This window comes from Limnochorda pilosa, from assembly GCF_001544015.1.
Taxonomy (GTDB): domain Bacteria; phylum Bacillota; class Limnochordia; order Limnochordales; family Limnochordaceae; genus Limnochorda; species Limnochorda pilosa.
In genome coordinates, this window is record NZ_AP014924.1 from 1079824 (window position 1) to 1102722 (window position 22899).

22 protein-coding genes are annotated in these 22899 nt (G+C 69.0%); 14 read left to right on the forward strand and 8 right to left on the reverse strand.

From position 1 onward, the window contains the following. Positions 1 to 254 precede the first annotated feature (254 nt). Genes LIP_RS04725 through LIP_RS04735 form a run of 3 tightly spaced genes read left to right on the forward strand, consistent with a single transcriptional unit; the run spans position 255 to position 3780 of the window. Positions 255 to 1067, forward strand: coding sequence for an NUDIX hydrolase (locus LIP_RS04725; protein WP_068135008.1), 813 nt, complete (start codon positions 255 to 257; stop codon positions 1065 to 1067). Beyond that, positions 1064 to 1651: a macro domain-containing protein gene (locus LIP_RS04730; protein WP_068135011.1), complete on the forward strand. Its 588-nt coding sequence runs from the start codon at positions 1064 to 1066 to the stop codon at positions 1649 to 1651. The genes LIP_RS04725 and LIP_RS04730 overlap by 4 nt, the downstream gene beginning before the upstream one ends. 53 nt (positions 1652 to 1704) lie before the next feature. Next, a complete protein-coding gene (locus LIP_RS04735) occupies positions 1705 to 3780 on the forward strand; it encodes a S9 family peptidase (protein ID WP_068135012.1) in 2076 nt (691 codons plus the stop codon). A gap of 199 nt (positions 3781 to 3979) precedes the next feature. On the opposite strand, the gene LIP_RS04740 is transcribed toward LIP_RS04735, so the two are convergent. Next, positions 3980 to 5026: a PorV/PorQ family protein gene (locus LIP_RS04740; protein WP_068135015.1), complete on the reverse strand. Its 1047-nt coding sequence runs from the start codon at positions 5024 to 5026 to the stop codon at positions 3980 to 3982. Between LIP_RS04740 and LIP_RS18405 the strand changes: the two genes are divergently transcribed. The 10 genes from LIP_RS18405 to LIP_RS04785 all read left to right on the forward strand — a co-directional run bounded on the left by LIP_RS18405 (position 5016) and on the right by LIP_RS04785 (position 13836). Further along, positions 5016 to 5285, forward strand: a complete 270-nt coding sequence (locus tag LIP_RS18405) for a hypothetical protein (RefSeq protein WP_144440332.1) — start codon at positions 5016 to 5018, stop codon at positions 5283 to 5285. The two genes, LIP_RS04740 and LIP_RS18405, sit on opposite strands and share 11 nt — an antisense overlap. Before the next feature lie 68 nt (positions 5286 to 5353). Beyond that, positions 5354 to 6274, forward strand: coding sequence for an ABC transporter ATP-binding protein (locus LIP_RS04745; RefSeq protein WP_068135018.1), 921 nt, complete (start codon positions 5354 to 5356; stop codon positions 6272 to 6274). Beyond that, positions 6243 to 7181, forward strand: coding sequence for an ABC transporter permease subunit (locus LIP_RS04750; protein ID WP_068135021.1), 939 nt, complete (start codon positions 6243 to 6245; stop codon positions 7179 to 7181). The genes LIP_RS04745 and LIP_RS04750 overlap by 32 nt, the downstream gene beginning before the upstream one ends. A 118-nt stretch (positions 7182 to 7299) precedes the next feature. Continuing rightward, positions 7300 to 7713: a BlaI/MecI/CopY family transcriptional regulator gene (locus LIP_RS04755; protein ID WP_158509559.1), complete on the forward strand. Its 414-nt coding sequence runs from the start codon at positions 7300 to 7302 to the stop codon at positions 7711 to 7713. Continuing rightward, positions 7700 to 8617: a M56 family metallopeptidase gene (locus LIP_RS04760; RefSeq protein ID WP_068135027.1), complete on the forward strand. Its 918-nt coding sequence runs from the start codon at positions 7700 to 7702 to the stop codon at positions 8615 to 8617. The genes LIP_RS04755 and LIP_RS04760 overlap by 14 nt, the downstream gene beginning before the upstream one ends. A gap of 82 nt (positions 8618 to 8699) precedes the next feature. Beyond that, a complete protein-coding gene (locus tag LIP_RS19255) occupies positions 8700 to 10133 on the forward strand; it encodes an ABC transporter ATP-binding protein (protein WP_198409727.1) in 1434 nt (477 codons plus the stop codon). After that, positions 10130 to 11638 (forward strand): hypothetical protein, encoded by a 1509-nt coding sequence (locus LIP_RS04770; protein WP_068135030.1) that lies wholly within the window; start codon positions 10130 to 10132, stop codon positions 11636 to 11638. The genes LIP_RS19255 and LIP_RS04770 overlap by 4 nt, the downstream gene beginning before the upstream one ends. A 115-nt stretch (positions 11639 to 11753) precedes the next feature. Continuing rightward, the gene (locus tag LIP_RS04775) at positions 11754 to 12749 is read left to right on the forward strand and encodes an arginase family protein (RefSeq protein ID WP_068135033.1); all 996 of its coding nucleotides are present in this window, start codon (positions 11754 to 11756) and stop codon (positions 12747 to 12749) included. Positions 12750 to 12944: 195 nt separating this feature from the next. After that, a complete protein-coding gene (locus LIP_RS04780) occupies positions 12945 to 13334 on the forward strand; it encodes a nucleotidyltransferase family protein (RefSeq protein ID WP_144440333.1) in 390 nt (129 codons plus the stop codon). Beyond that, the gene (locus LIP_RS04785; protein WP_144440334.1) at positions 13327 to 13836 is read left to right on the forward strand and encodes a ribonuclease toxin HepT-like protein; all 510 of its coding nucleotides are present in this window, start codon (positions 13327 to 13329) and stop codon (positions 13834 to 13836) included. Before LIP_RS04780 ends, LIP_RS04785 begins: the two co-directional genes overlap by 8 nt. 163 nt (positions 13837 to 13999) lie before the next feature. Here the strand turns inward: LIP_RS04785 and LIP_RS04790 are convergent, their stop codons facing one another. Both LIP_RS04790 and LIP_RS04795 read right to left on the reverse strand, forming a co-directional pair. Beyond that, positions 14000 to 14287 carry a helix-turn-helix transcriptional regulator gene (locus tag LIP_RS04790; protein WP_068135040.1) on the reverse strand — a complete coding sequence of 96 codons (288 nt, stop codon included), beginning with the start codon at positions 14285 to 14287 and terminating at the stop codon, positions 14000 to 14002. Between the two features lie 64 nt (positions 14288 to 14351). Next, positions 14352 to 15401 (reverse strand): sodium-dependent bicarbonate transport family permease, encoded by a 1050-nt coding sequence (locus tag LIP_RS04795; protein WP_144440335.1) that lies wholly within the window; start codon positions 15399 to 15401, stop codon positions 14352 to 14354. 547 nt (positions 15402 to 15948) lie between these two features. Here LIP_RS04795 and menC point away from each other — a divergent pair. Next, positions 15949 to 17076: an o-succinylbenzoate synthase gene (menC, locus tag LIP_RS04800; protein WP_144440336.1), complete on the forward strand. Its 1128-nt coding sequence runs from the start codon at positions 15949 to 15951 to the stop codon at positions 17074 to 17076. 13 nt (positions 17077 to 17089) lie between these two features. On the opposite strand, the gene LIP_RS04805 is transcribed toward menC, so the two are convergent. From LIP_RS04805 to LIP_RS04825, 5 genes are all read right to left on the reverse strand, one after another. Then, the gene (locus LIP_RS04805) at positions 17090 to 17998 is read right to left on the reverse strand and encodes an ABC transporter permease (RefSeq protein WP_082726575.1); all 909 of its coding nucleotides are present in this window, start codon (positions 17996 to 17998) and stop codon (positions 17090 to 17092) included. 70 nt (positions 17999 to 18068) lie between these two features. Next, positions 18069 to 19124 (reverse strand): ABC transporter permease, encoded by a 1056-nt coding sequence (locus LIP_RS04810; protein ID WP_068135043.1) that lies wholly within the window; start codon positions 19122 to 19124, stop codon positions 18069 to 18071. Positions 19125 to 19231: 107 nt separating this feature from the next. Then, positions 19232 to 20806 carry an ABC transporter substrate-binding protein gene (locus LIP_RS04815; RefSeq protein WP_068135045.1) on the reverse strand — a complete coding sequence of 525 codons (1575 nt, stop codon included), beginning with the start codon at positions 20804 to 20806 and terminating at the stop codon, positions 19232 to 19234. A 213-nt stretch (positions 20807 to 21019) separates the two neighbouring features. Continuing rightward, entirely contained in the window at positions 21020 to 21847 is an 828-nt protein-coding gene (locus tag LIP_RS04820; RefSeq protein ID WP_068135048.1) for an ABC transporter permease, read from the reverse strand. Further along, entirely contained in the window at positions 21844 to 22869 is a 1026-nt protein-coding gene (locus tag LIP_RS04825) for an ABC transporter ATP-binding protein (protein WP_068135050.1), read from the reverse strand. The genes LIP_RS04820 and LIP_RS04825 overlap by 4 nt, the downstream gene beginning before the upstream one ends. Positions 22870 to 22899 lie beyond the last annotated feature (30 nt).

Below are 22899 nucleotides of genomic sequence, written 5' to 3' on the forward strand. Positions count from 1 at the left end.
CGGTCTGGGCGGACTGCCGGCAGGAGTAGGAGGTCTGGGCTGCGTCGGTGGCTCAGTGAGCCCTCCCTTCCTCACCCAGCCTTCCTCAAGTGGCTTGCGCCTGGCCCTGCTCATGGTCGTCCGCCGCCTCGCTGGACGTCTCCACCCCGGCATCGTCAGACCAGGATCGGGCCGCCGCAAGGAGAAAGATGGGTAGGAGAACGCCCTGCGTCGCGGGCGAGCCCGCCCGTCGGGCGTGAGCGAGGGCGGTGGCCATGACGACCGACGAGCTCGATCCCTCTCGCGGGTCTGAGGAGCCGGGGTTTCCTGAGATCCCGCTGGATCCCGCTTCGGACACCGTGCGACCAAGCACCCTGGGCGGTGGGGGCAAGGGTACCCTGGGTGCGGCGCCGGGCGATCCCGTCGTGGAGGCGCTGGCCCGCCGGCTCGCCGGACGGCCCCGACGCCTGCTGGGATGGGACCACTACGTGCGCACCGCCGTCCTGCTGCCATTGGTGACCGTGGGTGGCGAGTGGCACCTCCTCTTCGAGGTCCGCTCGGAGACGCTCAAGCGCCAGCCGGGGGAGGTCTGCTTCCCCGGCGGCCACCTGGAAGCGGGGGACCGGAACCCCCGGGCGGCCGCGGTCCGGGAGACGGGCGAGGAGCTCAACCTGGAGGCCGGCGACGTCGAGGTCCTGGGTGATCTGGACGTGCTCATCACCCCGTGGCGGCTGGTGGTCTACCCTCACGTGGGCGTCCTGCGGGATCCCGGGAGCATCCGGCCTGCACGGTCGGAGATCGCCCACGTCTTCACGGTGCCGCTGGAGGAGGCCCTCGCAGCCCGGCCCGAGAGGCACGAGGTCGACATCGTCGTCACTCCCCGCGAGGACTTCCCCTTCGACAAGATCCCCCACGGGCGCGCCTACCCCTGGCGGCGGGCGGTCCACCCCGAGCTCTTCTTCCAGTTTCGAGGCCACGTGGTCTGGGGCCTGACGGCCTTGATCCTGGAGCATTTCCTGTCTCTCCTGCGGGCGGGGGCCCCCGACGCAGCAGCGCCCGGCGTCCCCGGAAGGGAGGGGTTCCGTTGAAGGTGACCGTTTCCGGCCGGACCCTCGAGTGCGTTCGGGGCGACATCACCGCCCAGCGGGACATGACCGCGGTGGTCAACGCGGCCAATGCGGAGCTGATGCCGGGTGGGGGCGTGGCTGGAGCCATCCACCGGGCCGCCGGTGCCGGCCTCGCCCAGGAGTGTCGCCCCCTGGCGCCCATCCGGCCTGGGCAGGCGGTCATCACCGGCGGGCATGATCTGCCCAACCGGTACGTCATTCACTGTCTGGGGCCCGTCTACGGGGTGGACGAGCCGGCCGCGGAGCTCCTGGCGGCCTGCTACCGGAACGCCTTGAGGCTGGCCGAGGAGCGCGGCATCGACTCGGTGGCCTTCCCGGCCCTCTCCACGGGAGCCTTTGGCTACCCTCTGGAGGAGGCAGCCCGGGTGGCCCTGAAAACCGTGACTGAGGAGGCGCCCAGGCTGCGGTCGGTGCGGCGGATCCGCTTCGTGCTCTGGGGCGCGGAGGCCCTGAGCGTCCACGAGGCGGTGCTGGCCCGCCTGGCCGGCGGCTCGCCGGAGGGTGTCGGAGACGAGGGTACGGAAGAGCGACGGGGGCAGGATTGAGCCATTCCCAGTTCGGGCGCCGGAGCATCCGGACAGCCCGAGAGGAGGTCCTCATGTCCAAGCGCGGCATCGAAAGCAGAGACCTGCTGAAGCTCCGCCTCATCGGCGACGTGGACGTCTCGCCCGATGGGCACCAGGTGGTGGCGGTGGTGCAGGAGGTGAACGAGAAGGAGAACACGTACAAGCGCACCCTGCACCTCTGGCGACAGGGTGATGAGCTCAGGCCCTTCACCTCGGGAGAGAACGACACGCACCCCCGCTTCAGCCCCGACGGGAGCTGGATCGGCTTCATCTCCAAGCGGAGCGGCCAGCCGCAGCTCTGGCGGATCCCCGTGCACGGCGGCGAGGCCCAGCAGGTGACCCGTATCGAGGGCGGCATCAGCGACTTCGCCGTCTCGCCCGACGGGCGGCGCATCGCCGTCCTGGCCAGCCTCGACGCGAAGGGCGTCCAGGCCGAGAAGAGCGAGAAGGAAAAGGAGAAGGAGCTGGAGGAGGACCTCTACCGCAAGTTCACCAAGGACGTGAAGGTCATCGAGCACCTCTACCACAAGCTGGACGGGGAGGGCTTCTACCGGGACCGGGCGCCCCAGGTGGTGGTGGTGAACGCCGACGGCTCCGAGCCCCGCCAGCTCACGGAGCTCCCGTACCGCTACGAGGGCCTGGCCTGGTCCCCCGACGGCCGGGAGATCTACACGGCGGTCAACCGGGAGCCCGACTTCGACCAGCACCCGGACCGCAAGCACGTCTGGGCCATCCCTGTGGACGGGGGCGGGCCCCGGCGGCTGAGCCCGCTGGAGTTCTGGGCCGCCAACCCCAACCCTTCACCCGACGGTACCCGGATCGCCTTCATGGCCAACGACTCCCGGGAGCTGGGGTACGACACCACCAAGCTCTACGTGGTGGACCGGGACGGCCAGGGTCTCCAGTGCCTCACCGCCGATCTGGACCGGACCATGGGCAACGCCGTCGTCACGGACATGGTGGGCCCGGCCCGGGGCGACCTGCAGTGGACGCCCGACGGCCGCGCCCTTTACCTGCTCTCCTCAGCCTCCGGGTTCACCGAGGTGCTGCGGGTGGATGCCGAAAGCGGGCGGGCCGAGGTGGCGGCGGGCTCCGGCCGGGCGGTCCACTCCTTCCGGCTGGACGCGGCCGGGCGGGTTCTCGCCTACGCCGGCGCGACGCTGGAGGGCCCGGGCGAGCTCTATCTTGTCGAGGACGGCCGGGAGGAGCGCCTGAGCACGCTGAACGACGCCTTCTTCCGGGAGGTGGCCGTTTCGGTCCCCGTCCGCTTCGAGGCCAGGGCCGAAGGGGGCCCGCCGGTGGAGTGCTGGGCCGTCGCCCCGCTGCCGGGCGGGCGGCCCATGGAACCCGGCCGGAAGGCGCCCGCCATCCTGGAGATCCACGGCGGGCCCATGGCCATGTACTCGCCGGCCTACTTCTTCGAGTTCCAGCTTCTGGCGGCCCAGGGTTGGGGCGTGGTCTTCACCAACCCCCGGGGTTCTCAGGGCTACGGGGAGGCCTTCTGCAAGGCGATCCGCGACCGCTGGGGCGAGAAGGACGCAGCCGACGTCATGGCGGGCCTGGACGAGGCGATCCGGCGCTTCGACTGGATCGACCCGGAGCGCCTGGGCGTCACGGGCGGCTCCTACGGCGGCTACATGACCAACTGGATCGTGGGCCACACGGATCGCTTCAAGGCGGCGGTGAGCGGGCGGAGCGTGGCCGAGTGGCGGACCATGATCGGCACCAGCGACTTCGGCTGGACCGAGGTGGAGCGGGCCGGCGGCGTCTATCCGTGGGGCCGCGACGACGAGTGGTACCGCCAGCAGAGCCCCATCACCTATGCTGAGAACGTCAGCACGCCGCTCCTCATCGAGCACCAGGAAGGCGACCTGCGCTGCCCCATCAACCAGGGAGAGGCGTTCTTCACCGCGGTGAAGGCCACGGGGAAGGCGCCGGTGCGCTTCGTCCGCTACCCCGACGAGTTCCACGGCATGAGCCGTACGGGCAAGCCGTGGCACCGGGTGCACCGGCTGGACGAGATCGTGCGGTGGCTTGGCCGGTATCTGGAGGGGCGGGAGGAGAAGGCCCCCGAGCAAGGAGAGCAAAGGGCCGAGGCGGCGTCGTAGGAACCTGCGCGGTTCCCTCGGGTCGCAAGATGGTTCCGGGGGCAGGTGGGTCGTGCCCGCCCTGCGCGTGTCCCGTGTGTCGTCAAAACGCCCACCGGTCTACGGCCGGTGGGCGTTTCGGCACGCGGAGGGCAGCTACCGCCCGCCGCCCGAGCATCCTCGTGCGGCTGTCCGGGCCCGTCAGGGCCCGGACGCCGCATCAGAACCCGACCGACGCCTCCACCATCACGTCCTTCACCTGGAAGGGATCGCTCGCGAAGCCGATGCCGGCATTGACGCTCCCCACCAGGAAGCCCACGCCCACACCGGCCCGGAGGCTGGCCAGATCCGATGGGGCGGCGCCCGCGTCCAGCGGCTGGATGTAGCCGCCCCGCAGCGCGAGGACTCCCAGCAGGCGGTACTCCGCCCCCACGTGGAGGAACTTCTGGCTGTCCACGTCGGCCGCCACCGTGAGCCCCAGGATCGGCGGAGTCACCTGGACCCCCGCCTGGAACGAGGGCTTGGGGGGTTCGAGCGCCTCGCCCTCCCAGGCGAAGGTGTTCACCACGTCGTGGGCCACCAGCCCGGCCGAGATCCACGGCGTCAGCTTCGCCTTCAGGCCCAGGTCCACCCCGAAGCCGCTGCCGGAGTTCTGGAGGGGGTCGCTTCCGGACGTCCACTCGTAGTGCTGCCCCGCGTAGTAGCTGGCCGCCGCACCTACCCGGAGGGAGCCGAGGGCGGGGATGCCCACCACGGGGATGCCCACGCCGGCCCGGACCGGAACGACCAGTCTGTACTCGGCCGTGGCGCTGGTGCTGGTGCTACTGGCCGTCGCCACGCCCTGGGCGCCCACGCCCAGCGCGGCCGGCCCGAGACCCACGGCCGCCAGCGCGCTCAGGGGGACGTCGATGGGCTCTTTCGCGAGATCGTTGAGCTTGGTTGTATCCTTGTCCTTCAGCGCCTGGCCTAGCGCGATGAGGTCGGCCACCTGGCCCAGGTTCTGTCCGCCCAGGGCGGCGTAGACCTGCAGGTGCTGCTCACCGAGGGCCGCCGGGTTCCAGTAGAGGGCCGAAGGGTCGCTGACCACCGCCACGTAGGCGCCGCCCATACCGTAGGCCCTGGCTCCGGGAGCCGGGCCGGGGAAGGCCTCCTGCGCCCAGACAGGCGTCCCGAGGGTGAGCTCGACCCCGATCACCAGCAGCAGCACCAGGGCCACGTGGAACCACCGGCGGGGCCCCGAAAAGGTGGCCTCAACCGTGCCGTTCACCGAAGCGGAAAACCCTCTTGCCATCGCCGAAACACGCCCCTTCCTCATGCAGACGAGCCGGTTGTTGAACGCCGAGCAGATGGACGTTACGCCTCTCTACACTTCGGCGGTGCAGGTTCGTCAGTTTAGCAACGCCTCCAGCATCGCGTCGCCCGCTTACCGAAACCTTACGGGGGGCAATCTGAAGCCGGGCGCCACAACCTTCGTCTTGTGGAAGGATCCTCCTCTGGAGGATAGAATCCCGGAGCGGGGAGGCTAAGGGAAACGGATGCACAGCCGCTGATCCAAACCTTCGACCTGACCAAGACCTACGGCCGGCTGCGGGCGGTGGAGGAGCTGAACCTCACCGTCCGGAGGGGCTGGATCTATGGGTTCCTGGGGCCCAACGGCGCGGGCAAGACCACCGCGATGGGCATGATCATGGGCCTGGTGCGGCCCACGCGCGGCCGCGTGGAGCTTTTCGGTGAACCGGTGGGCGCGGGCACCCATCACGTCTACCGGCGCATCGGGGCGGTGGTGCAGGGGCCCGTCTTCTACCCGTACCTTTCCGCGCACGACAACCTCCGCGTTCTGGCAGAGGTGACAGGCAGGGTGGGGCCCCCACGGATCGCCGCGGCGTTGGATCGGGTGGGTCTGCTCGATCGGGCCCGCGACCGCTTCAGCACCTTCTCGTTGGGCATGAAGCAGCGACTGGCCCTGGCGGCGGCGTTGCTCCACGAGCCCGAGCTCCTGGTGCTGGACGAGCCCACCAACGGTCTGGATCCGGCGGGCATGCACGAGGTGCGGGAGCTGATCCGCTCCCTCGCCCGAGAGGGGAAGACCATCTTTCTCTCGAGCCACCTGCTGCACGAGGTAGAGCAGCTCTGCGACCACGTGGGGATCATCCAGGGAGGCCGCCTGGTGCTGGAGGGCTCGGTGGAGGATCTGGCCCAAGCGGCGCGGGGCTTCCGCCTGGAACTGGGAACGCACGAGGAGGCCCGCCGGGCCCTGGAACGGCTGCAAGGGCTCCCCTGGGTGAGGCAGGCGTCCCTCAACGGCATGGGACTCAACGGGAACGGCGGCGTCCGTCTGGATCCCACCCGGACCCTCTGGGTGGAGGCGGCGGCGGACCAGGGGGCGCGCCTTACCGAGAGCCTGGCCGAGGCGGGACTCTTCGTCACCGCCCTCGTTCCCGTGCAGGCCAGCCTCGAAGACTTCTTCCTGGAGGTGACCTCCCATGGAGACGTGGCGGCGCCTCCTGTACGCTGAAGCCGTCAAGCTCCGCCGGCTGCGGCTGATCTGGATCGCGCTGGGGCTCCTGCTCCTCTTCGTAGGGCTCGCGTACTACCTGAGCTACGAGGGCTACCAGACCATCCTGGATCGGATGCGGGCCGAGGGCGGGCCCGCGCCGGGGCTCCAGGCCGTGGCCGCCCGGGCCTACTTCCTGAACCTGCTCAAGCAGATGATCACCCTGCCCCGGGCGGTGGACGTGGCCTTCAGCGTCCTCCAGTTCCCCGGCTTCCTCATGATCACCCTGGTGGCCGCGGCCGTGGTGGGGAACGAGTTTGCCTGGGGCACGGTCCAGCAGAACCTGATGCGGGGGGCCACCCGGCCCACCTTCCTCACGGCCAAGCTCACCGCAGTGGCCCTGGTGGTGCTCCTCTTCATGGCCGCCGGCCTCGCGGCGGGGATCGTGGCCGGCGGCATCACAGGCTCGGCCGTCTCGGGCTGGAGCTGGTCGTGGGCCACGGGCCGGTTCTGGCTCGACGTCCTGGGGCTCCTGGGGCGGCTGGCGCTCATCAACGGCGTTTACGCCGCCATGGCGGTGATGCTTTCGATCCTCTTCCGCTCCACCGCCATCGGGGTGGGAGCGACCGTGATCTACCGCTTCTTCGAGGGCGTGGCGGGGCTCTTCCTGGGGCAGACGAGCCGGTGGATCGGCCACGTCTACCCCTACCTCATCAGCAGCGGCCACCTGGCCCTCACCGCGGACCGGACGGTCATCTTCATGGGGGGCGGGCCCGGCGGCCCGAGCAGCCCCGGAGGGCCCGGTGGCCCCGAGATCGCCTTTCAGAAGCTGCTTCCCTTCCCGGACGCCGTCTGGCTCATGACCGGCTTCCTGGCCCTCTTCGTGGCGGTGAGCTACCTGCGGTTCCAGCGGCAGGATCTGCTGTAGCCGGAAGCAGGCCGAACTCCGTCCCGAGGTCCTTCGCTCCCCACGCCGGCGGTGCACCAAAGGTCCCTTGACGCCCATACTACCGCTGTAGTATATCTGGGGGCGGGGGGAGTGCAGAGTGCCAGCAAGCGGTCCGGACCGAGCCGAACTGGGTCCGCTGGAAGCCGAGGTCATGCGAGCCGTCTGGGACCTGGGCGAGGTCCAGGTGGAGGATGTCCACCGGCGCCTGAGGGAGGAACGCGAGATCGCCTACACCACCGTCATGACGGTGATGGCGCGCTTGGCTGAGAAGGGTTTCCTGAAGCGCCGCAAAGACGGCCGTGCCTACGTTTACCGTGCCCGGGTCGCCCGCGAGCAGGCCGCTCGGGGCAGCCTCCGGCAGTGGGTCCAGCGTTACTGGGGCGAGGCGCTGGTTCCTGCTGTGAGCATGCTGCTCGGTGGCGAGAGGCTGCGGCGCGAGGACGTGGAGGCGCTCCGCCGGCTGATCGACAGCCTGGCTCCTGAGGAGGGCCCGCAGCATGGCGACCGCTGAGTTTTCCACCCTGCTGCTCTGGCTCGGGGCGTTCACCGTGATCCTGGCCGACGTCCTGTTGATCGTGCGCGTGGCCGGTCCTTTCAGCCCTCCGAGGACGCGTCAGGCATGGTTGCTCACACCTTTCGGCTTCGCGATGCTCTCAGCCCTGCTCACACCCGCGAGGTGGCTCGCCCTCGGGCTGCTCGGCCTGGCTGTCATCGTGCACGGAGCCGGGCACCTCGCGTGGCTGCGTGGGCTGGGTGGCGCCATCGGCTCAGCCCCGGACGGGCCCGTCGCGCGGGTCGAAGCCCTGCGCCGACGGTGGCAGGTGCAGTGCAGGGTGCGGGTCTGCGTGGACCGCACCGAGGGGGCGTCACCTGCCATGCTGGGTCTCTGGCAGCAGACCCTGGTCTTGCCGGGTGGCTGGGAATCGCGGTCGGACGACAGGGAGTTCGAGGCCGTCGTCGCGCATGAGCTGGCCCACGCCGAACGACGCGATCCACTGCGGATCTGGCTCCTGGGCCTGCTTCGAAGCCTCTTGGGGTGGCATCCCCTCGCTCGCAGAGCACTGGACCACCTGGCGCTCGAGATCGAGCTGGAGGCGGACCGGCAGGCGGCCTCGTGGCTGGACGACAGACGCGCCTACGCCCTCGCCCTGGCTCGGTGGGCGGACCAGGCGGAGGCGGCAGCCCGGTCCGGCGCGGGTGCAAGGCTGGCCGGACGGCCCCGGACCCTCCTCATCCGCCTGCGGGTCCTTCTCGACCCGACTTCGCCGGCGCCCCACCTCTCACTGCCGCGGCCCCTGGCCGCCCTGGATCGACGGTCGCGACGGGGGCCTGGGCGCGAGCTGCCGGCCGCCTTCGCCCTGGCCTACCAGGGGTTCTGGCTGGCTCTCTTCGAGGTCGCGAGGCGTCTCTGGTAACGGGGTAGCGCGCGGCCCAAGGGGTTTGGCGCGACCTAAATTACTACATGTGTAGTAATATCGTACGTGAGGAGGGTCGTCCATGGGGTCTTCCCTGCGACGGTTCAGCTACGACAAGAAGGCGTCGTCCCTGCGGGGGCTGATTCTGGGCCTGGTCGCCCTGCTTGGTGTCGACGCGATCGTGATCGCAGGGCTCGCGCTCATCGTGCCGGGGCCCTGGAAGATGGTCGTGGTCGGGGGCGGTCTCGCTCTGTCGGGGTGGGGGTACCTCTTGCTGACGGGCGTCCTGCGGACCCACCACACCCTGGACGAGGGGTCCCTTCGGTTGGCGTACGGCCGGTTTCGGCTCGTGGTCCCGTTGGGAACCATCGCCGGGGCCAGGCACCAGACGTCCGACGCACCGGGAGACGGAGCGACCCGGGTAGGTCGCCTTTCCGGGCCCACCCTGGAACCGGTGTACCGGCCCGAGGACGATGCCCTCTACATCCTTCCCGACCGCCACAGGCTCGTCGCCGTCGACCTCTCCCAGACCCTCCGGTGCCGTATCCCGAAGCAAGGGCCTGTGGAGTTCACGAGGATCGTCCTTAGCCTCGACGAGCCGGAGAGCTTCCTGGCGGCACTGGAAGGGCTGGGCGTCCCGGTGGAAGCGGCGGCGGGGAGTGGAGGACGGCGCCGTCGGCTGGCCGGGGCTCCTCGTAGCCAGGCGCCGGTGCAGGCGCTGGATGCACTCGCCGGTGCTCCGGCTGCCCTTGAGGTGCATCGGCTCGTGAAGCGCTACGGCGACGACGCCGCCGTGCGCGGCTTGAGCCTGGTCCTCAGAAGCGGCGAGGTCCTGGCCTTCTTGGGCAGCAATGGGGCGGGCAAGACCACGACCCTCAGGATGATTGCGGGCCTCCTTCGACCGACCTCGGGGCGTGTGCGGGTGCTGGGCCGGGACGTTTGGGACCGGGGTCGTGAGGTCCGCCGGCTGCTGGGATACGTTCCGGACGTGCCGTTCCTCCACGAATGGCTCACGGCGCGTGAGTTCCTGTGGCTGGTGGCCGGTCTGTACGGCCTCCCGAGAACGGCGGCGCGCCAGCAGGCCGAGGCTTTGCTGGAGAGGCTCAGCATGGAATCCTACGCGGACCAGCTCATCCGCACGTTCTCGCTTGGCATGAAACGCAAGACGGCGCTCGCCGCCGCCCTCATGCACCACCCGAAGGTCCTGCTGCTCGACGAGGTGACCAACGGCCTGGACCCCCGGGCCGCCCGGGAGGTCAGGGACTTGGTCGCACAGCTCGCTCGCGAAGGGACTGCTGTGCTTCTCGCAACCCATCATCTCGACGTCGCCGAAGGGCTGGCGCACCGCATTGCGATCATCGATGGTGGGTCCCTGTGCGCGATGGGATCGATGGACGAGCTACGCCAGTCCGGCCAAGGGCCAGACACGAGCCTGGAGGAGATCTTCCTGGCCCTGACCACGGCCCGGGGCGGGGCCGGTACGGGACCTCGCGCGGAGGAGGTGCCCTCACGGTGATGGATGCCACGGCCTGGCGGGTGCTTGCGGGTATGGAGCTGCGGGCGCGGTGGAACCGTTCGTGGCGGTTCTCCCCGTTCCGTTCGGGGGTGTGGGTCCTGCTGGCCGAGGTGGGTCTGCTGGCGGTCCTCCTCTGGAAGGGTAAGACCATCACCTTGCCGTATGCGGATCTCTCTCCCTTCTCCTTCGTGGTGGTTCAGGCCGCGCTATGGGGCATGGCCAGGGATTTCCTGCGCGAACGCGAGGAGCTCTTCGCTCGGCCGCACTCGGCCCTGGTGCACCTGTCCCCGGCGCAGCCTGCGTCGGTGATCGTGGGCCAGACTCTGGCCGACATCCCGGAGAAGATGTGGGAGCAGCTGTTGGCAACCGTCGCGGTGGTGATGCTCTTCCCGGTGGAGGGTGGCCCGTGGCAGGCGGGTCTGCTCTGGGCCGTCGGCGTGACCGCCGGCAGCCTGGGTGGGCTCAGCGGCCTGATGGCGGTGATTCTCTGGACACGCTGGGCACCCCGAGTCGTGGCTGCTGCCACGGTTGTAGTGGCGGGCTCCGTGGTGGGTGCCGGGGTCTACGCAGCCTACCTCGCCGCGTCCGGGTTTCCGGATGCGTCCGTGCTGGCCGCGCTGAGGCGCCCGCAGGGGTGGCTACCCGCCACCCTGGTGGCCGTGTTGGCTCCGGGCTCCCTTCTGGCCGGGGGCCTGCTGCTCCATCCTGGCTGGATCGGACGTCTGCTGAGCGACACCTGGCTGTCGTCCCGAGAGGCGATGGCCCGTGACGGCCGGCGGAGGCGTCCGCGATGGCCGTCGCCGCTTCGGGGCGCCGTAGGAGCCATCCACGCCTCGGGGTGGCTCCAGGTAGCCCGGAACCCATTCAGCCTCATGCGCCTGGGTTTCTGGATCATCGGGCTCCTGGCCCTTGTGCGTTTCATGCCCGGGCTGGCCCACGCCTTGCCACTGGGCCGCGAACTCCTGGGCACCAGCCTCGGGGTGGGGTTGGCCTTCGTGGTGGGTGGTGAGGTGGCTGCAGCGGTCTTCGATGCGGACGGTCCAACGGCTGCCTGGTATCGCGTCGCAGGCGCGCGCCCCGCCGGCATCCTGTGGGGCAAGCTGTGGGTGGCGGCTCCGCTCGCGGCCACGGCGGCCTTGAATGCGTGGGTCGTCGTCTCGGTCGCGGGAGCGGGGGCCGAAGAACAGCTTCGGGCAGCCATGACCGCCGGCGGTCTCGGTCTGGGCACGACGCTGGTCATGGTGGGCGTTGCCGCGGCGGGAGCGAGGTTCACCGGGGGCCAGGAAGATACGGAGGATGATCTGATGTCTGCCGCCCTTGAACAGGTCCCCCGGTCCGCCACGTCCTGGCTGGCGCTCCTGGCCGGCGTCGCCTATGCGGTTCTCGGGTCGTGGTGCCTCGCGAGCCGCGGCTCCGACAAGATGCTCGCCACTACGGCTCTCCTCTTTCTCCCGGTGGTCGCCGTGGGCTTGGGCGGGATGGTGCTGCGAAGGAAGCTCCCGTAGGAGCGCGGGGCTGGTGCGGCCCGCGAGGTGGTCAAGCTGGCACGCCGGCCCATCGTGCGATAGAATCGAGTCAGGGCGAAGTTCGAAGTCTCTGAATCCAAGGGCGGGGTCGCGTATGCTGCAGGGGATCGCCGTCCTCGACACGGGCGGCGCGATCACTCGCCAGGTGCGGTTGCTGAAAGCTCATCCCACCACCTTCGTAACCCTCCATCCGCCGGCACGCACCTACCGCTTCTTCCTCCACCACGCCCAGCTGCCGCGCTTGGCCCGGAGGCTCTCCCCGGTCCTGGGACGGGTGACCTTCCTTGGAACCGGGGAGTACCATCACCTGACGGCCGCGTTGCTGCACGCCGTTGCGTCCGCTGCGGAGGTGCGTCCCGCTGCGGTCGCCCGTGCGGCCTTCGGAGCCTATGGAACCTCAGCTGCGGAGAGCGCCCGTCCTCCAGGCATGGGGCTGGTGGTGCTCGACGCCCACCCCGAGTGGAGCATCGCTCCGGCGGGGTACGTCCACTGCGGGTCCTGGCTGCCCCACGTGCTCTCCCAGCCCTGGCTCCGGGCGGTGGCCCTGGTGGGGGTGGGAGCCCTTGAGACCCAAGGGATGCTGGACCCCAGGGTCCTTTTCGGGGTACAGACGGCGGTGCGTTCGGGGCGGTTGAGCGTCCATCCTGCCCGCCGGTCCACCGCCCGGGCGATCGCGCAGGCCTTTGGTCCGGTCGACGTCCCGGCCTCGTTGGAGGATGGGGTGGACGCCGTTGTGGCCGATGTCCTCACCTTCCTGGGGCCTGGGCCCGCCTACCTTTCCATCGACAAGGACGTGGTTGCGCCCGAGGAGCTCCCGAACGCCTGGGGCGGCGGCGAGCTCAGCGTGGGGGAGACCTTGCGACTCGTCGAAGGTCTCCTGGCAGGAGGGCTCGAGCCTGCAGGGGCCGACGTGTGCGGCGAGTGGGAGCCCAGCTTCGGCTTCGCCGGCCGCACGGATCCCGTGCTCCTGAGGCACGAGGCGTTCAACCTGCGCCTGCTGGAGCGGCTGCTGCCAGGGCGGGCGGCGCCGCGGGCAGGGGGCAGGCGTCACGCGGGGGCCGAGGAGACAGAGCGGACCCTGTCCCGGTGAAAGCCTGCGGCCGCACGCCGAGCAAGCATGGAAGCCTTCCCCGCTACTGAGGGGGCTGGCAAGCCATGCGGTGCGCCAGCGGATGGGGCACGACGCGCCTGGCGTTGCCACGGCGAGGTGGGGCTGGTATCCTGGTGGCATGGAGCCAACGGGGTGTTGGTGCGCCATCGGAGCGGGTTTTCGGAGGGTGTTCAGGTGAGACGTGACATGGGCGAAGGCGCCTTCCAGGAGTATGTCTCCGGCTGGAAGCGGCGTCTGGAGGCTCGAGAAGCGGCTCGCCGCGAGCGTACCAGGGTGGCCTGGGCCGAGGCGCGCCGTCTCGCGTCGATCCTGAAGCGCGACTTCGGGGCCACCGAGGTCCAGGTGTTCGGATCCCTGGCGCTGGACGCGAAAGGGGTCAAGCGCTTCCGCGAAGACTCGGACATCGACCTCGCCGTCCGCGGAGTTCGGCCGGACCAGTTCTTTCAGGCAACCGGACGTCTACTGAGCGAGTCCGCCTTTTCGGTGGATCTGGTGGACATGGACGACTGTGCGCCGGAGTGGCGGGCACGGATCGCCAGGGAAGGGGTGACCCTGGATGCGTGAAGCTGCAGCTCTCAGACGGCTCGCTTCCGAGATTGCGACGGCTCTGGGAGAAGTTGAGACCATCACCCAGGAAGGGGAGGAATTGGCCGCGTCCCTCCCCGCCATGGAGACTCCGAAGCGCCCAACGCTCCGTGCACTCGGAAGCGTGCTGCATGACTTCTATACTGCCGTGGAGGATGTGTTCGAACTCATCGCCGCCGATCTGGACGGGGGAGTTCCGACGACCTCCGACTGGCATCGCCGCTTGTTGAGGAGCATGGAGGAACCCGTGAAGGAAGTGCGCCCCAGGGTGATCTCGCCGGAGTTGGGGGTCCAACTGAGGGACTACCTTGGCTTTCGTCATGTGTTCCGGAACGTCTACGGGCATCGTCTCGAATGGACGAGAATGATGCCGTTGGTGGAGGGCCTTCCCGCGCTGAGCATCAGGTTCAGGGCGGAGGCCGAGGAGTTCTGCCGCCACCTGGAAGCCCTGGCCGACCGACTCGAGGGAGAGACGCCCTAAGCACGTGTCCTTGAAGTGCAGCCCGAACGGCCAATGGGCTCAGTCATCCGAGACCTCCGCCGCACCCTCGCCGGCGCCTCGCACGCGGCCCGGGAACTCCTGCTCCAGGCCGGATGAGCGGTGGGCCCATCTCGATTCCCGTGACCGGAGTGGTCGGTGGCCGTCAATCCGAGTGGTTGCCTGCCAGGATGTCCAGCAGCACCTTGACGGCGACGCCTCGCTGGGCGGGGTGCCGCATGGAAATCTCGGGATGGATCTCATATCGGTTTCGGCGCCCCACTCGATGGCGGGTGATGTATCCCTCTGCCTCCAGATCGTCCAAGAGGCGTTGTGCAGAGCGCTCCGTGATCCCCACGATCTCGCTGATCTCACGGGTGGTGATCATGCGGTTTTCCGCAACACACAACAACACCTGTGCATGGTTTGTCAAGAAGGTCCAGGATCCAGTCAACCCTTTCTCCCCTCCCAGTCCACTCGATCCGCGCGTGTACCTGGAGGTCTCCTCCTTCCGGCCATCAGAACAGGTCCGTCAGAAAGCGAGACAGGTGGTAGTAGAGAGGGATCCCGACGATCACGTTGAACGGGAACGTGATTCCCAGTGACATCGTCAGGTACAGCGAAGGATTCGCCTCCGGCAACGCCATCCTCATCGCGGCGGGTACGGCAATGTAGGACGCACTCCCCGAAAGGACGGCCAGCAACGTGGTTCCACCAAGCGTCAGATCGAGGAGCGCGCCGGCGATTGCTCCCGCCAAGCCTCCAAACACCGGCATCAGCACCCCGAACAGGGAGAGCGGCACCCCGAGTCTACGGAATTCCCCCAGACCACGACCGGCAACCAGTCCCATCTCCAGGAGAAAGAAGGTGAGAACCCCCTTGAACGGATCGACCAAGACGGGCTTCACGATCGAGAGGCCTCTATCTCCGGTAGCGAAGCCGATGAGGAGGCTCCCAGTGAGAAGTACGATACTGCTGTTCAGAAACACTTCCCGCACAAGGGCTTGGTTCAATCCCAGCCCCGGCCAGAACCCCTTGCCCGCAACCTCTGATGAGAAGCGCCATGAGTGGGCCGATGTTGCGGCGACGTGCGGTTGGGGCAAGCGCCCATATCGGCGGGCGAGAAAGATGCCAGAGGCGATGGCGGGCGATTCCATCACGGCCATGAGTGCAACCATGAACGGTTCATAGGGGACCCCCATGCCACTCAAGAACGCCGTGGCCGTGACGAACGTGACAGCACTGATTGAACCATACTGCGCGGCGATGGCGGCTGCGTTGGTCGCATCGGTTATGTTCCTCAGGATGATGAAGGCAATGACGGGGAACAGGAGGCCGAATCCGGCACCAACCGTACCGGCAGACAGTACTTTGGGAGTGATTCCCGATCGAGCCAAGTTGACGCCGCCCTCGAACCCGATCGCAATAAGGAGATAGAGCAGCAGGCCTCTTGCCACGTCCCTCGGGAATTCAAGATCCGATCTGACGATGCTCGCCAGGACTCCCAAGAAGAAGAACAAGATGAGCGGGCTCAGCAAGTTCTCGTGAACAGTCGAAAGCAGTTGCACGGGATCACCTCGTGGCGGCTCGGGCGAAGTACGTCTCACAATAACACGATATATGTGTCGTGTTATCGGCTTCACCAATTGTACATGGCCCTCCTCCCAGAGTCAACAGGCTCAGTTGCCCCCAGGGAAATGGCATCACCTGTAGGCAGAGCCGATAGGCGCCAGCACCTAACAGACATTGACAGTCCGGCGAGGCCGGGATGCCGGTCACAGCACTTGGGGAAGAGCATGTTCGGGGGCCCTGTAATGGAAATCGACGCGGCCAGGGTCTGCCTCCTCGCGAGCTCCCTTGCGAGGAGGGTGAGGAAACCTGGGCGGAGGGTGACAGGCCGGCGCCCTTCCGCAAGCGCCGGTGAGTGTGGCAGAATGGAGGTACGGACCGTGGAGGTTGCCAGACAGATGCACCCGATGCCACCCAGGGCCCCGCTCGCGACCTGTAAGGGTCGGTGAGGCCATGGCAGACTGCGTCATCACCGGGCATGCTGCGCCGATCGTTCGCCTGCAAGGGTGGTGAGCCAAGCAGGTGATCCACCCAGGAGGTGGCCGCGTGTATTGCGACGCCATCTGTCTCCGCGAGGTGACCCTCCCGCTCCTCCGGCCCTTCGAGAGTTCGGCCTCCCGCACGGTGCGCCGGCGCTTCGTGCTGGTGGAGGCGATGGCGGGCGGGCTCTCCGGCTGGGGTGAGTGCGTTGCCCAGGAGGCTCCGTACTACACGGAGGAGACGGTGGAGACCGCCTGGCACATCCTCCGGGACTTCCTCGCGCCCGCTGTGCTGAACGCGGCGGAGGTGGACCCCCGCAGCCTGCCTGCGCGGTTCCGGCTGGTGAAGGGCCACCCGATGGCCAAAACTGCCCTGGAGACCGCCTTGTGGGACCTCACCGCCCGGGCCGAGGGCGAATCGCTGGCAGGGAGGTGGGGAGCGGGCCGCCCCACCGTGCCGTCCGGAGTGAGCGTGGGGATGGCTCCCGGCCTCGACGCCCTCTTCCGGGAGATCGACGGCTACCTGGAGCAGGGCTACCGGCGGGTCAAGGTGAAGGTCGGTCCCGGCCGGGACGTGGCCGTGGTGCGGGCGCTGCGGGAGCGCTACGGCGCCATCCCCCTCATGGTCGACGCCAACGGCGCCTACGGCTCCGAGGACCTGCCCGTCCTCCTGGAGATGGACGGCTACGACCTCATGATGATCGAGGAGCCGCTGCGGGGCGGGGACCTCCTGGCTTACCCGAGCCTGCAGGAGCGGCTGAAGACGCCCATCTGCCTGGACGAGTCGCTGCGGGGCGCGGCCGACGTGCGGCGGGCGGCCGAGCTGGGCGCGTGCCGGGTGGTGAACCTGAAGCCCGGCCGTGTGGGCGGGCCGTCGGAGGCGCTTGAGGTGGAGGGAGTCTGTCGGGAACGGGGGCTCGACCTCTGGGTGGGCGGCATGCTCGAGTCCGGCGTGGGGCGGGCGCTCAACCTGATCCTGGCCGCCCTGCCCGGTGTGACCTTGCCGGGCGACACCTCCGCGAGCGACCGCTACTACGCCCGCGACCTGGTGACCGAGCCCGCCCGCCTCCAGCCCGACGGCACCGTGCCCGTGCCCCAGGGACCGGGCCTGGGCATCGAGGTGGACCGGGAGTACCTGGACAGGGTGAGCGGGCGCGTCGAATGGATCCGGCCCACCGGACGGCGGGAACCGTGAGCGCTCGCCGGGCTCAGCGGCCGGCTCTGGGGTCCAGCGCGTCGCGCAGGCCGTCCCCCAGCAGGTTGAAGGCCACCACCGCCACCACGATGGCCAGCCCCGGGATGAGGCTGATCCAGGGAGCCACCGCGAAGTAGCTGAAGCCACGGGCGATCATCAGGCCCCACTCGGGGGCCGGGGGCTGCGCACCCAGCCCCAGGAAGCCCAGCGCCGCCGCGTCCAGGATCGCGACGCCGATGGAGAGGGTCCCCTGGACGATCAGGGGCGTCAGGCTGTTGGGCAGGATGTGCCGGAAGAGGGTCCGCATGCTTCCCGCACCGATGGCCCGGCTGGCGGAGACGTACTCCTGCTCCCTCAGCGAGAGGACCATGCTCCGCGTCAGCCGTGTGTAGATGGGGATCTGCACCACGCCGATGGCCAGGATCGTGTTGAAGATGCCCGGTCCCATGGCGGCCACGATGGCGATGGCCAGGAGCATGGAGGGAAAGGCGAGAAGGATGTCGCTCACCCAGCTGATGAAGGTGTCGGCCCAGCGGCCGAGGTAGCCCGCGATCAAGCCCATGACGGTGCCCAGCACGAGCCCCACACCCACCGCGAGCACCCCCACCCGCAGGCTGATGGCGGCACCGTGCCACACCCGGTTCAGGATGTCCCGGCCGAGCTCGTCGGTTCCCATGGGGTGCTCGACGGAGGGCGGGTTGAGCCGCGCACGAAGGTTCCGATCCGTGGCCGGGTCATAGGGGGCGAGGATGGGAGCCAGCAAGGCCATGCCCACCAGGAGCGCCACCATGGACAATCCCACCATCCCGGACCGCGACCTCCGCAAGCGGCGCCAGGCTTGGGCGCGCGGGCTCAGGCTGCCCAACCCTCCAGGAATGTCCCGTACCGAGGCCGCGGCCACGCCTGGTTCCTCGGCTCCCATGGCAGGTTCCTCGGCTTCCACGACGCCTCTTCCTGCCTTCACGTCCATTCCCCCAACCTCGCGGACTTCCTCAGTCGTAACGGATGCGCGGGTCGAAGAACGCGTACGAGATGTCCACCAGCGTGTTGACCAGGACGTAGAGGGTCGCGATGAGGAGGGTGCCGCCCTGGACGATGGGATAGTCCCGGGCGCCGATGGCGTCGTAGATCCACTTGCCCATACCCGGCCAGTTGAAGATGGTCTCGGTGAGGATCGCACCCGTAAGGAGGCTTCCGAAGCTGAGGCCGATCACGGTGATCACCGGCAGCATCGCGTTCTTGATCGCATGGCGCCAGGTGACCGCCCTGTCCATGAGACCCTTGGCCCGGGCCGTGCGGATGTAGTCCTGGTTCAGTACCTCCAGCATCGCGCCCCGGGTCATGCGGGCCACGGTGGCGGTGGGGATGGTCCCCAGGGCGACGGCCGGCAGCACCAGGTGGCGGAGCGCGTCCCAGGCGGCGGTCCAGTGACCTTGCAGGATGCTGTCCAGGATGAGGAACCCGGTGATGCGGTCCACGTTCACGCCTGCGGCCGTGCGCCCCGAAGGTGGCAGCCAGCCCAGGTTCACGGCGAAGACGTAGATGAAGAGCATGCCCAGCCAGAAGATGGGGATGGCCACGCCGATGAGGGACGCGGTGGTGACGGCCACGTCGACGGTGGAGTTCTTGCGAACCGCGGCCAGCACCCCGGCCGGGATGCCGATGAGCAGCGCCACGACCATGCCGCCCACGGCCAGCTCGAAGGTGGCCGGGAAGCGGGCGGCCAGCTCCGTGGCCACGTCCACCCGGGTGAAGATCGATGTCCCAAGGTTTCCCCGCACGATGCTGCCGAGGAAGGCGAAGAACTGGCTGTCCACCAAGGCCGCCGGGTTTCCCGAACGGGTGAAAGCGCCCATGTTGAAGAAGAGCGGCCTGTTCAGGTTCAGCTGCTCCTGCAGCCTGGCGATGGACGCTGGCGTGGCGCGCTCGCCCAGCATGACGATCGCCGGGTCGCCGGGGATCAGGTGCACGAGGGTGAAGACCAGAAGGCTCATCCCGAGGAGCACCGGGACGAGGCCGAGAATGCGCCGCACCACGTATGCCGTCATGACCGGGCCATCGCTCCCGCTCCGTCAGGGTCGTGCGCACGGGGCACCGCCTGGTGGCGGCGCTCCGCGCGCGGAACCGTGCACCGGCCTTCCACCCGACACCGGACCTACCTTGGAACGCTCACGTAGTTGAGGTTCTCCGAGCTCCCCAGGGGGCTGGGAACCCACCCCTCCACACCGCGCAGGGTCGCGTGCAGCGGGTTGTTGTGCGCGAAGGGGATCATGGCCAGATCCTCACGCACGGCCTCCTGGACCTGGGCGTAGAGAGCCGCCCGCTCTTCGGGGAGGGGCGCGGTGCGCGCCTGCATCAGGAGCGACCGTACCTGGGGGGCGTCCCACCCGAGGGACTGCGGCGCCCGCGGCCCGAAGAAGGTGAAGAGGTAGTTGTCGGGATCCGGGTAGTCGGGGCTCCATCCCAGCATGTACATGGGGAACTTGCCCCGGAGGTAGTCGGAGAGGTAGGTGCCCCAGTCCTCGGTCTGCAGCCGCACCCGGATGCCCACGTCGGCCAGGTAGCTGGCGATGGCCTCGGCGATGGGCTGCGGCGCGGGGAAGTACGGCCGCGAGACCGGCATGTACCAGAACTCGGTCTCGAAGCCGTTGGGGTAGCCGGCCTCCGCGAGGAGCCGGCGGGCCTGGGCTGGATCGTAGGAGGGGTCCGTCACGCCCTCGGACCGCCCCCACATGGCCGGTGGGACGAACTGATCCGCCGCCGAGCCCAGGCCGGCGTAGAAGGCGTCCACGATGGCCTGCTTGTCGATGGCCATGGCGATGGCCTGCCGTACCCGGAGGTCGTCCAGCGGCTCGTGGGCCTGATGGAAGGCCACGTAGCCGATGTTCAGCCCCTTCTGGAGGACCGGCTCGAGGTTGGCCTCGCGCTGGAGGACCGGGTAGTCTTCGGGCGAGAGCTCCACCGCGATGTGAACGGCCCCGGCCCGCAGCTCGGCCAGGCGGGAGGTGGGCTCGGGAATGCCGCGGAAGACGATGCCGTCGACCTTGGCCTTCTGACCCCAGTAGTCGTCGTTGCGGCGGAGGATCACCCGGTCGCCGATGATCCACCGCTCGAACGTGAAGGGACCGGTGCCGACGGGGCCGTACTCGGGCGTTCCGTAGCGGTCGGGGTCCTTCATGACGGCCGTGGGGCTGTCGATCTGGAGGTAGATGGCCGCGACCATGGCGGGGAAGAAGCCCACCGAGTCGGTGAGGTGGAAGCGGACGGTGTGTTCGTCCACCACCTCGATCTCGCCCAGCACGTTTTCGTCCTTGAACCCGCCGAAGACGTACTCGAAGCCGGCGTAGCCCTTGCCCTCGCCGCGGTAGGGGTGCTGGGGATCGTCCCAACGCTCGAAGTTGAACTTGACGGCCTCCGCGTTGAAGGGGGTTCCATCATGGAACCGAACGCCCCGGCGGAGGTAGAAGGTCCAGACGGTGGAGTCCGCGTTGGCCGCCCACCGCTCGGCGAGCGCGGGGGCCAGGTTGGCCGTGCCCGGCTCAAAACCCACCAGCGGTTCGGTGATCTGGTAGGCCACCCGGAGCGAGTTGCCGTCCTGGGCCGATGCCGAGTCGAGCGTGACCGGAAGCCCGCTCTGCGCGTAGATGAGGGTCTGGGCCGTCGCGGAGGCCGGGGTGAAGAGCAGCACGGCCGCCAGCGCGAGCGCCGCAAGCCAGATCGAACGCCTCAACGTCCTGTCGCCTCCCCTGCGTGGTGTCGACATGATGCTGCGCCTCTGTGGCACCGCTCTTCTGACGGTACCGTATGGGAAGTACAGAATCGAGCATCCCCGAGGGCAAAGTCCGAGGATTCCCGAATTATACGGTTCGCTGCACGAACGTCCATCCCTTCCGCCTCGTCCCTACGGAGGCGCGCCCCGCGGAGTGCATCACGCCAGCGGCCGTCAGTACAGCACCATCGTACCCCGCTCGCGGGCCAGCCGCTCGCACCGGTGGACGTTCAAGCAGGCGAGGGCGAAGCACGCCGCGGAGACGAGCAGCGCGAGCCCCAGCTCCCGCCCGACCTGCGGCAGGGTCGCCCCGTCCAGCAGGACGAGGCGGAAGACGTGCAGGGACCACGTCAGCGGGATGGCGGCCGAGACGACCTGCATCCAACCCGGCAGCAGGTGGACGGGGAATCGGACGCCCCCGAAGAAGTTGAGGGGCGGCTGCAGGATGCTCACGTAGGCCGAGAAGTCCCGGGCGAAGAGCATCTGTCCGTTCAGCAGGGTGCCCCAGGCCAGGCCAGGCACCACCACGGCCGCGAAGGCCACGAGGATCATGCCCGGATGGGCCGGGTGCCACTCCCCGAGCCAGACGAGCGCCCCGAGGAGGAAGGTCGCGTAGAGGTACACCGTGCGCACCAGGCCGCCGGCTGCCGCGCCGATCAGCAGGGCGAAGCGGCTGGCCGGTGTCATGTACTGGATCTCGAGCGTTCCGCCGAAACGCTCCATCTGCGTCATCCCCATGGCGGCCCAGAGCAGCCGCTGGAAGAGGGTGAACCCGAAGAAGCCGGTCAGGAGGAAGAGGGCCAGGCTCTGGCCGCTGTTCCCGGCCTGCCACGGAACGCGGATGCCTTCCTGGAGGAAGGGCTTGAACATGTAGTACGCGGTCGCAAACTGGAGGGCGGGGTAGAGCGCCTCCGTCGTGGCGTTGGCGGGCTTTCCCCAGTAGGCGCGCATCTGCTTGTACGCCTCGGCCCGGACCACCCGGAAGAAGTGCCGCACCTTCACGCGCTCGTCGTGCCCCCCTTCGACGCACGATTCCCGTGCGGAACGCCGTTTCCCTCGGCGATCGCGACGATCGCGTCCTCCAGGGACGGCTCCTCGCTCTCCACCCGCAGCACCCGGCGCCCCGGACCCGACACCGCCTCCACCAGGATGGGCGTCACGTCCTCCTTGCCTCGCACGCCGATGGTGACCAGCCCGTCGGCCAGCGAGACGTCCGCCTGGAGCCCGAGGTCGGTCAGGAGGCTGCGGAGCTTGCCCGAGGAGGCCTCGTCCCAGCCGCTGGCCGTCACCCGGGTGACGCGCTCGCCCCCCGTCAAGGCCTTGATGGCCTGGGGCGGCCCCTCGGCCACCAGCTCCCCCCGGTCCAGGACGTAGACATGGTCGCAGAGCTCCTCCACCTCGAACATGTAGTGGGAGGTGAGGAGGACGCCCCGGCCGTGCTCCTGGGCCAGGTCGCGGGTCATCCGGCGCAGCTGCCGGGCGATGGGGGCGTCCAGTCCCAGGGTCGGCTCGTCCATGAAGAGGTAGCGGGGGTCGTTCAGAAGCCCCCGGGCGATCTGCAGGCGCTGCTTCATGCCCTTGGAATACTTCTCCACGGGCGTGTCGGCCGCATCCTGAAGCCCCACGACCTCGAGCAGCTCCTCGGTGCGCCGGCGGAGCAGGCTCGACTCTATGTCGTAAAGCTGGCCGAAGTACCACAGGTTCTCCCGGCCCGTGAGCCGCCCGTAGATGGCCCGTTCGCCTCCGGCGATGAGGTTGATCAGGGGCCGCACCCTGGCCGGCTCCCGCGCCACGTCGATGCCGTCCAGGAGCACCCTGCCCCGGGTGGGGAGCAGCAGGGTCGCGAGCATCTTGATGGTGGTGGTCTTCCCGGCCCCGTTCACGCCCAGCAGGCCCGTGATCCGGCCGGGAGGGACCTCGAAGGAGAGGTCGTTCACGGCCTGCTTCTCTTCCCACTCCCGCCGCCAGGGCGGCCCCTTGCGGCCGAGCCGGAAGACCTTGGTCAGGTGCTCTGCCACGATCATGCGCTTCGCCTCCCCCCGATGCCCCCAGGA